The sequence below is a fragment of the Cronbergia sp. UHCC 0137 genome, from assembly GCF_034932285.1.
Lineage (GTDB): Bacteria > Cyanobacteriota > Cyanobacteriia > Cyanobacteriales > Nostocaceae > Cronbergia.
In genome coordinates this window covers 1-9,674 of sequence record NZ_JAYGHC010000008.1, presented here as the reverse complement: position 1 = coordinate 9,674, position 9,674 = coordinate 1, and the positions used below count along the sequence as shown (strand labels likewise).

Annotated in this window: 12 protein-coding genes; 2 read left to right on the top strand and 10 right to left on the bottom strand. The window is 38.7% G+C overall.

All coding sequences use genetic code 11. The features are described from left to right. Nucleotides 1–215 precede the first annotated feature (215 nt). From VB711_RS05515 to VB711_RS05500, 4 genes are read right to left on the bottom strand one after another with little or no spacing between them, the layout of a single operon-like run. Nucleotides 216–551, bottom strand: coding sequence for a XisI protein (locus VB711_RS05515; protein ID WP_323284754.1), 336 nt, complete (start codon nt 549–551; stop codon nt 216–218). Then, entirely contained in the window at nt 539–697 is a 159-nt protein-coding gene (locus VB711_RS05510) for an element excision factor XisH family protein (RefSeq protein WP_323284753.1), read from the bottom strand. The genes VB711_RS05515 and VB711_RS05510 overlap by 13 nt, the downstream gene beginning before the upstream one ends. Before the next feature lie 14 nt (nt 698–711). Further along, complete coding sequence (locus VB711_RS05505) at nt 712–1,011, bottom strand: type II toxin-antitoxin system RelE/ParE family toxin (RefSeq protein WP_323284752.1); 300 nt, start codon at nt 1,009–1,011, stop codon at nt 712–714. Then, nucleotides 1,011–1,277 carry a type II toxin-antitoxin system ParD family antitoxin gene (locus VB711_RS05500; protein WP_323284751.1) on the bottom strand — a complete coding sequence of 89 codons (267 nt, stop codon included), beginning with the start codon at nt 1,275–1,277 and terminating at the stop codon, nt 1,011–1,013. The genes VB711_RS05505 and VB711_RS05500 overlap by 1 nt, the downstream gene beginning before the upstream one ends. Nucleotides 1,278–1,526: 249 nt before the next feature. Here VB711_RS05500 and VB711_RS05495 point away from each other — a divergent pair, with 249 nt between their 5' ends. Next, nucleotides 1,527–4,448 carry a carboxypeptidase-like regulatory domain-containing protein gene (locus VB711_RS05495; protein WP_323284750.1) on the top strand — a complete coding sequence of 974 codons (2,922 nt, stop codon included), beginning with the start codon at nt 1,527–1,529 and terminating at the stop codon, nt 4,446–4,448. Between the two features lie 131 nt (nt 4,449–4,579). Here VB711_RS05495 and VB711_RS05490 read toward each other — a convergent pair whose 3' ends face one another. Continuing rightward, nucleotides 4,580–5,956, bottom strand: coding sequence for a metallophosphoesterase family protein (locus VB711_RS05490; protein WP_323284749.1), 1,377 nt, complete (start codon nt 5,954–5,956; stop codon nt 4,580–4,582). 116 nt (nt 5,957–6,072) lie between these two features. Here VB711_RS05490 and VB711_RS05485 point away from each other — a divergent pair, with 116 nt between their 5' ends. Then, complete coding sequence (locus VB711_RS05485; protein ID WP_323284748.1) at nt 6,073–6,348, top strand: YiaA/YiaB family inner membrane protein; 276 nt, start codon at nt 6,073–6,075, stop codon at nt 6,346–6,348. A 362-nt stretch (nt 6,349–6,710) separates the two neighbouring features. On the opposite strand, the gene VB711_RS05480 is transcribed toward VB711_RS05485, so the two are convergent. The 5 genes from VB711_RS05480 to VB711_RS05460 form a co-directional block, all read right to left on the bottom strand. Then, nucleotides 6,711–7,160: a ferredoxin gene (locus VB711_RS05480; protein ID WP_323284747.1), complete on the bottom strand. Its 450-nt coding sequence runs from the start codon at nt 7,158–7,160 to the stop codon at nt 6,711–6,713. Beyond that, the gene (locus VB711_RS05475; protein ID WP_323284745.1) at nt 7,160–7,546 is read right to left on the bottom strand and encodes a DUF1257 domain-containing protein; all 387 of its coding nucleotides are present in this window, start codon (nt 7,544–7,546) and stop codon (nt 7,160–7,162) included. The genes VB711_RS05480 and VB711_RS05475 overlap by 1 nt, the downstream gene beginning before the upstream one ends. 38 nt (nt 7,547–7,584) lie before the next feature. After that, the gene (locus VB711_RS05470) at nt 7,585–7,794 is read right to left on the bottom strand and encodes a DUF2997 domain-containing protein (protein WP_323284744.1); all 210 of its coding nucleotides are present in this window, start codon (nt 7,792–7,794) and stop codon (nt 7,585–7,587) included. Nucleotides 7,795–8,292: 498 nt separating this feature from the next. Continuing rightward, nucleotides 8,293–9,117 (bottom strand): Uma2 family endonuclease, encoded by an 825-nt coding sequence (locus tag VB711_RS05465; protein WP_323284743.1) that lies wholly within the window; start codon nt 9,115–9,117, stop codon nt 8,293–8,295. A 199-nt stretch (nt 9,118–9,316) separates the two neighbouring features. Continuing rightward, entirely contained in the window at nt 9,317–9,670 is a 354-nt protein-coding gene (locus VB711_RS05460; RefSeq protein ID WP_323284881.1) for a DUF2237 domain-containing protein, read from the bottom strand. Nucleotides 9,671–9,674 lie beyond the last annotated feature (4 nt).

Genomic DNA, 9,674 nt, shown 5'->3' with positions numbered 1-9,674 from the left:
CGGCTGTGGGACGACGATTAGAGCCTAAGTTGACACCAATGTTGCGTAGCTGCTAAACCCGTACCCCACGGTTAGTTTATCGGTAAGAATATAATTAGTCGCAACCTGAAACAACCTATTTTGGTGAAAGCAGATCATAATTAATTTGTACAGTGCGTAAGTCCTACATTATTACAAAATAAAGTCTCTTTCCCCTGCCCAAAACCTTTTAAATATTATCGAACTGCATAAGGAGTAAATTGACGTTTAAAAGCAGAGTGAAAACCAATAACAATATCTGAAGTTGGTACACCCATTTGTACTAATCTTTCAGCTATAGATTCTTCAGTTCCATTGTATTGAATCCAGATTTTACCATCTTGAATATCAAAGTGCATTACTGGTCCAAATATGCGTCTATCGCCTTGCCATCCAATATAATTAAGTTGATAATGATTGTGTTCATTATCAAATATTAATTGTGCTTTGACTGTATCAGTTGTAGTAGAAATTTGGGCGTGTTCAGTTAAAATTTGCTTGATAAATTGTTTATACTGTTCTATTTTATCCATTGTCGAATTTCCTCCTCTTCAGGATCATAAATCAATAGCTTGACTTGATATCGTTCTAGCATTCTTTGAATAAACTGAAGCCGAAAAAAGTCGTAATAAGTCTCAAAAGGAATTGCTAAGTAAATAATTTGGAAATATCTCGCCAAGAAATTATCAATTTTTATTCATCAAACAAAGCATCTAAATCTCGATAGCCACTAACTACCCGTAAAATTTCAATTCCCTCACTAATGCAGCGATAAAATATTAAATAATCATCAACTGGAAAACTCCGCAATGAGGGTAAAAGCTGATCCCGCTTTCGCCCCATGCTGGGAAACTGTGCTAAATTTTTACACTTGTGATTAATTTTGTTGAGCAATTTATCTGCCGCATCCAAACTATTGTGATCAGCAACAAAGTTTATAATACTCTCAATATCTCGACTAGCCGGAACAGTAAAAAAGCAAATATTACTCATTAACTAGCTTGCTCCCAACGCTGTTTTAGTTTCTGTTGCAGTAGACGAAAAACTGTTTCACTATCAACAATTTCTCCCCGATCTGAGGCGGCAACACCAATCATAATTTCTCTTTGTAACTCTTCAAATCGCCCCTTGTAAATGTTTTCTTGTGCCTTTAATAGCTTGATCGCTACCATAATCACCTCCTCAGATGAGGAGTATTTCCCGCTTTCAACTTGACTTTGAATAAACTGCTCAATCTCTGGTGTTAAAGAAAGGTTCATTTACATTTACCATTTTTGCTGGGTATATTCTTATTGTAACAACTTGTTTATTGATTTAGCCCAAGATTGCTGCTGGAGATTTTTCTATATTATTATATTTAGCTTTTGTATTCCTTAATCATTTTTAGGTTGACAGATTACCACAACCTAAAGTAAGTTACGCGAATACACCGATTTAATGCCATTTGGATGCACATTCGCTTACAAATTCTTAGGTTCTACTCGGTTTGTACATCTGTTTTTGCATTAGTGTTAACTCCTGTTGCTATATTTGCACAAACTAAAGTCGAGTTTTCTGTAATACCCTTAATCAATGAATCTACAGAAATAGTAGATTTTTTGCGTGTTACAGATATAGAAAAACCACCCCAGCCTGAACCTACAGGTAACTTTTTACGGGTGATAGATTTAGAAAGACAAAAGCCCGGTTCATCGGTATCTTCTGATAAATCGGCAAATGCTGACCAAATAATGGATTTTTTGCGGGTGGTAGATTTAGAAAATCCATCCAAATCGGAAACCCCTAATAAACCATTAAACACCGAAGAAATAAATAATAATAATCAACAACCTAGTCAAACTCCAGCAGTTAAACCGGTTGCTGAATCTCCCGTTAGTCAATCTCCATTAATCCCTCCCGTTGATCCTCAAAGTGTGGCGGCTAAATGGGATGTTTTACCAATTGGGATCATAGTTGGTGGACGCAACGTGATTAGTAGTACCTTGGTGCGGGGGACTGAGGATGGATCTGGGGCGATTCAATTTGATGATTGGTTGGTATCTTATGAGGTGATAATTAAGGCACTAAATATTCGAGTGACTAATTTGCCCAATGGTCAGGTACAATTGCGATCGCCCACTGTGGCCTTTAACCTTGATTTTAGCCGCCTCAGACTAGACCCGGAAATTGGTGCAGTTTTATCTATCCGTGATGTTAAAGATTGGTTTGGTGTCACCCCAGAATTTGATATTAATAACTATGCTATCCAAATTAAATATCCCCGTGTAAATAAATCTGGCTTCACCAAAGCCCCCGTTGAGTCACCCATAGACTTTACTAATATCCCCTACATATCTGCCCCAGCAATAACTCTCACCACGATCAATAATCAAGAAACAGCCCAAAGTATCCGTTCTCGTGCTAATCAAAACCGCATAGTTACCAGCAGTGGTAGTTTACTAGGAGGAGCATGGGTTCTCCGTTTGAACCAAATCCAAACTGAAAATGAAGATACTTGGCGGTTAGGTTCAGCCAGCTATACTCTCCAACAAGATACTATTGATCTATTTGTCGGTTCACAAGCCCCCTTTTGGCGCACCACCAGCCCTAATCCTTTCTGGGGTGTCACTACCGTCAAAAGATGGGGTTTTACTATGCCTCCAGGGAATGGTGGCTCATCAAATATCCGTATACAACCACAGCGTTTTGGTCAAACTGTGAGAGGTAAAGTTGAACCTGGAACTTTAGTACAGTTAGTCCCCCGCTATAGTCAGCAGATTTTGGCAGAAGTTTTAGTTGGTGAATCTGGGGAATACCAATTTAACGATATTATTCTCCCTGAAGTGCGATTACTTTTATATCCCCAAGGAAAACTCACCGCTCAACCAGAAGAAAGGATTATCAATCTTCCAATTATTATTGGCCAATTACCTGAACGCGCTTCGGCTTTACTTTTATCAGCCGGTACAGGACGGAATAACTTTTATAATAGCAAAGAATTTTTAGGTACGTTCAGCGATTTACGGACAGCCGCAAGTTATCGTTATGGGGTATCTCAAGAATTGACTTTGGGAGTAGGTGCTATTTATGAAGATGATTTTCGTGGTTTAGCAGAGTTATTTTTTCAACCCCAAAACAGTCCTTTACAAATTACCGCTTCGGCTTTAACTCCAATTTCTAATCGAGATTGGGAGATTAGTAGTAATATTCGCTATAATCCCACTTCTAATTTTCAGGCTAATTTATTTACGGATTTGCGGGGTAGTCGTCTGAGGCTCAATCAAACTATTTTGCCGAATCTATCAGTATTTGGTAATTTCGACTATGATTACCATACTACTAATTCTAGTTCGCCATTTAGATACAATATTGGAACTAGGACTAGCTTGTTAGGAAGAAAAATTTTCGGTTCCCTAGTTTTACAATGGGATAGTATGAGTAATCTACAATGGAACTTTACTGGTAGAACAGGTAATTTTGAACTTAAACATCTTGGTAATGATTTTAGTACCTTAACTACTCTAAATTACGATCTTTTAAATAATACCAGTTCAAAAGCGTATAATGCTTATAATACTTTAGCTTTAAGTTATCAAACCCTTTCACCTTTTGAGTTTTCATCTTCTCCGGGTAATTCTTTATTAACTTTGAGTTGGCGTTATAAACCAAATAACTCTAAATTTGAGGTGGAGTTAGGTTATGGCATTGGCTCAGAAGGATCAGGAATTGTGACTAATTTCTCTCAAGAAATCTTTTCTGGGATGTTTTTACAAGCTAGTTATAGTAATATTGCTTTAGGGTCTGATACTGATCGATTTAGGCTTGCATTGTCGTCGTGTTTTGATTTTGATCGCGGTTTTTGTCAGAATGATTCTTTTCGCGCTATACCGAGAATTTCTAATGGTATTCTTTTTGTACCATTTTTAGATCAAAATAACAATGGTATTAGAGATGGAGGAGAACCTTTAATTACTAAAAAGTTACGCTCTTTATTAATAGTTAATAATAGTCCTGTTTCTCAATATCAATCAGAAGTTAGTAATAATGGTATTGTTGTTTCCCTCAATCCAGGACTTTATCGTTTAGATTTAGACCCCTCTGGTTATCCTTTAGATTGGACTCCTACAAAAAATACTGCGGTGGCGATTGAGGTGGCAGCAGGGGGTTTCACAGAAATTGCCATTCCTTTTGCTCAATCGTATACTATCACAGGAAAGGTAATTGATAGTGAAGGAAGAGCGATCGCTGGTGCTAAAATCGAAGCTGTCTCTACTACCTCTAATCAAAGGGTCTTTTCCATCACTGGACCAGATGGTGTATATTATTTAGAAGGATTGAGCGATCGCAATTATCAACTCCTAATTAATAATATTCCCGCAGAACCACAAACTATAGATTTAACCGCATCTCCCGAACCCTATCAACAGCTAAATTTAAAACTTAATCAGTGATATAGCAGGAGGCAGGAGGCAGGAGGCAGGAGGCAGGAGGCAGGAGGCAGGAGGCAGGAGGGAAGGGGGTTTTAGCCTCGTTAATTTTTCTTCACATAGTTATGTTTATTTGCACCCACCTACTTAATGATTCAAATTACAAATGGATCTAATTGGCGATCGCACCATTCTCCTTCAATTTGCTCTGTAATCAGTGGTTTAATGATAAACTGAGGAGGAGTGCCATCTAAAACATCAATTCGCACGCAAGAATAGGGCAATCTTTCCCCCATACCCGCACCACTGCGTCCCACAAATAGCAAGGAATCAGCAACTTTGCGCTGATAACTACCACTTTTATCCCTAAAAGTTTCCATTAATTCTGAACCCTCTTGCCGTTGCGGACGGGGAAAATGACCGCTACCACCAGAAATAATACAATTGATATGAGAATCTGCATATCCTGTATTAACTGTACGCAAATATTCTAAACAATGGGCATGACCACTTAAAATTAAATCAACTATCGGCCGTTGTTGAGTTAAATTCCCCAAGGTTTGCGCTACTTTTTCAAAAACCCAACGCAGACTATGACGCACAGCCAAAGTTTCTGATTGATACCACTTGTTAGCCTCTGTAACATAGGGTGGATGATGAAAAAAGATAATTCTTCCCCGCACTTGGGAAGTATGCCAAGATTCAATTAACCGATTTTGCAACCAATTGAGTTGTTCAAAATCAATATTCAATATATTTTCATTTCCTTGGCTATTTGGAAAAGAAGATTTAAAAGTATTAGAATCTAAAGCAAAAAAGTCAATTCCACCATAACGAAAAGTATAATAACGATTTGGTAAACGGGTAAATTTTCCTGGTTGATAGCGCAAACACCGACCCGTATCACTTTTAGCTGTATAATGCTGGTCTAAATGACGTTCTAACTCTGCTGGAGAAATCGCTGCTAGATAGTCTAAAAAAGCCCGTGCGTAGGCATCTCCTTGATTTGAGGAAAAGCGACCAATTTCAATATTTTCATAGCCTAACAGCCGACGTAGGGGCAAACTGAAGCTACTCAGTAGGCGATACAGTAATGGTACATCATAATAATCATGATTACCCAACACTGGGAAAATCGGCAAATTGAACACCATCCTGTCGTAGGCAATTTTGGCTGGATTTTCACCACCTACCAAAAATTCTCGATAAGGTTCAATAAAGTTGGTCTGGTAATACTCACGGGAACCCACTATATAAATTACATCGCCAGTGTGCAGAACAAAGCGAGAACCTCCACCATATTTAAGCATTAGTTCCGCTACTTGGCGTTGGGGGTGTTGTCCGTTCTGGGTTTTAGTGCCACTATCACCAATCACCATAAACGAAAACTCTGGGGATTCTTCTCTGTTATCATCCACAACCAAGCAGGTCTGGTCAATTCCCCTCTGTCTAATACTAGGATGTTTCCATCGTACCCGTTCCTTCATTTTTTGGATTTTTGCTGGCACAGATGGTTCAGTAATTAAGCTCATAAGGGTAAATAATTAAAGTTTAACGAATTTTTCCCTTTGTTTGTGTAGTTGACTATTGCTAATATTTGTAATTATAAATACAATTGAGTTGAAATTACTCAGTTCTAAGGAAAAATATGCAAACACAACAAGATAGTCCTGCTTGGTTGATTCAAACTTGGGCAGCTTTTGTTATATCTACTTCTATGACGACTGCGGGAATTGTGAATTTACCTGTAGATAATTGGGTAAAAGGCTTTATGGGTATGGGTTTAGCCTTTTCTGTTGGTTCGACTTTTACTTTAGCGAAAACTACTAGAGATTTATACGAAGCTAAAAAACTGACTGCTAGAATTGATGAAGCGAAAGTTGAGAAGTTGCTTTCACAGCATGATCCTTTGAATTTAAAATAATGGTATTAAACCGCATCTAGTTTGAGAATCGTAGTTTTTTACCGAGATTTTGAGATTGCTTCCTTTCGTTGTAATGACACAACAGGATTAGGACTTACGCACTGTACACAATGCAGATGATATGTATGAAGGAAATTGCCTAGTTTCACGCTTTTGTCATCCCATATTAGTGCGGTGCGTCAGATAGAGGAAGTCTGTTAGATGCTCAATTATCGGGTCTGACGTGGTTGGTGAGCTTGCCGAACCACACCCTACAAGAGATAGAATTTGTATCTCATTCAACTGATACCGCTATAGTTAGGGCGGGCAAGATGCCCAGTCCACAAGAGATTTAGGGTTTAATTTAGGGTTTAATTTAATATTTAAAGTTTAGCTTTTTTTTGCTTTTTGCGTCGTTTTTCGGTGGCGGCTACAGCGTGTTCGACTGGATAACCTGCTACGGGAATGACTTGATATTTACGATCTTCTTCTAACTTTCTTAATTCGGTATAATCAACCCAGTGAATACAATCAACTGGACAGGTATCTATAGCTTCTTGGACTAACTCTTCATTATCTCCATTTTGGGAAATGACGCGCGATCGCCCATAATCTGGTTCAATATAAAAGGTATTACGAGCAACATGGGCGCAATGTTTACAACCAATACAGGTAATTTCGTCAACATACACGCCCTTCTGCCGCAGCACGCCGCCTAGTTCCGGCTCAAATCCAGAACGTTCTGGTGTATCTCTCAAAAAACCACCCAATTCTGGCTCTAAACCGGAACGATTTTGTTCTTGTTCTAATGGCGACGGCAGTAAATCAGACATTAAGCACTCCAGCGTTGTACAACTAGGCGAATAGAACCATCAGCATTTTTTTGTTGTTCAGCTACTTGAAAGCCGACACGAGCGGTTTCTTTCACTACTGTTTGATAAGCATAGCCTTGGGTTACTTGGCGTAAAAATCCATCTACAGATAGGTCTTGTTGCCAATATTGTAAATCAGCTACTAATTCGTATTCGTTGCCATTCCATCTAAAACCGATGTCATAACCGTTTTTCTGCTGGATGGCAATTTCCGCAGGCTGGGTTTGACCACGATAACCCCGGACTTCTTGGGGTCCTGGTTTCCAGTCTATACCCAATTCGGTTAGGGCATCTTTTAAGGAGTCTAGGTTACGGATTTGAGTTTTGATTTGGCTAAAGTGTGACATGGTGGTTGTGAGTTAATAAAATATACTAGGTTGAAAATTTACCATTCGCTGAGAGCGGGTTGTGTATTTACCACGGTAGATTGTTGGGTGTTGGTGGCAAAAAATTCTGAGGTGGGTTGGTGATTTAGCACTCGTCCTAATTGCGCTTCTATGGCTGCTGTTACTTCACCACAAGAAGCCCCGATGATACCAGTGACTTTCTCTTGTACCCGACCGTCTGGATAAATTATAAATTCTAATGTTTCCATACTGTTGGCTAACTATGATAGTACGATTGAATTATACTGTTCTAGTGGATGGTTAAAAATATAGCCATCAAAACATCCCTACTTAAAATACAAACTTGCCATTTGTTAATTAATGTTGCATCTATCGAAATATATATCTCATAATCTTTACAAAACTTATTGATTTTGTTAGCAAACACTTCTACTATGAATTAGTTTGTCGTAACTCAATCAATTAGTCAAGGTGAAAGTCGGTTGAACCACGATTTTGTAAAAAGTCTTAAAAATTAGGCTCACTAGGGTTTTAAAGATAAAAAAATTATAAAGCTTATTGAGATAATTTATCATTTAATTAAGTAAGGAATGTATATTTTCGCAAGAGTTATATTAGATTTTCGATATAAACCTAAAAATTATCGTTGGGATCAGGGCGGCAGAAAAACCATGTCTCATTTACTGATACTTAAACTTTAGTCTTAGCGATCGCCTTTTTGTTACAGCAAGCGATCGCTCTTTTTCTCAACTCTCTGGTTCAATCCCTAGTGCGCGTAATTGTGCTGTTAATCGCTCGGCTCTTTGATGTTCTTGTTCGGCTCTTTGTCGCTCCTGTTCGGCTCTTTGATGTTCTTGTTCGGCTCTTTGTCGCTCCTGTTCGGCTATTTGACGTTCCTGTTCAGCATGAGCTTGAGCGGCTTCTTCTGGTAAGGGTACTAAATTTCCCAAATCATCATAAAACCGCAACCAAATTGCTGTTTCTCGGTTAATTGTTCCTTCCCAAGTTCCCAACCAAAAACCCAAGGTTTCACAACGCAACCAACCGCGCTCATTAGGTTCTAAGGGCTGATATTGGAAATTAACATCTAAATGCCATCCTTGTAGAGAATTAGGATCAAAAGGGCTAAAAACAAAGTAGTTTCTGGTGCGGAAAATTTGTCCGTAAATATCTTTCTTGATTGTCTTATCAATTTCAGCAGTAGAAGGTGACATCAACTCGACAATCACATCTGGATAACGACCATTTTCTTCCCAAGTTACCCAAGCCTTTCTAGATTTTGTACCATCAACATCCAACACCGCAAAAAAATCTGGTCCACGAAAATCCTTATTGCGAATCTGGTTAATGTTGTAGTAAACAAACATATTACCACCCGTAAAAAAGTCGTTGCGGTCAGACCAACCCTGTTCTAACGAGTGGATTAAAACATTCATTGCAATGCGGTGACGATTACTTTCCAAAGGCTCTCCATCATCATAAATTAAATCAGTAGGAGGCATGGGAGGATTTTCCCAGTCCTCATCTATTACTATTGGGGAGATTGTTTCGGTTATGACTTCAGGTGACATAGTATGATTCTCCCTAGTTTTACTAATGTAAGTAGCTTTTAAGGTGCGTCAGAAACTTAAAATTAGTGATTTTAGCCTAAATTATTCTGTCTGACGCACCCTACAGACTACAAATTCTCCGAAAAATTAATAACTAGGAACTTGAGTTCCTAGTACATTACTATTAGATTAACCGATGTGGGTAATTTAAGCCACTGAGCTATGACAAGGTAGTGAGAGCGTGTTTTTTTAAATCTTCCAGAGAACAGGCTTCCAAGGCTCTTGCGTGGGTGGCTTCGAGGATAACTGGAGGGGCAACACCAGCATCAAGGGCTTCTTGCCAACGTGCTGCACATAAACACCAAGAATCCCCCGGACGCAATCCAGGAAAATTAAACTCAGGTCTAGGTGTACTTAAATCATTTCCCTGTAATTTAGTAAACTCTAAAAATTCTGCTGTTACTTGAGCGCAAACAACGTGCATTCCAAAATCTTGACCACCAGTATGACAAAAGCCGTCCCGATAATATCCAGTCATGGGATCTGTACAGCAAGTGGTCAAAGTTGTTCCTATACTC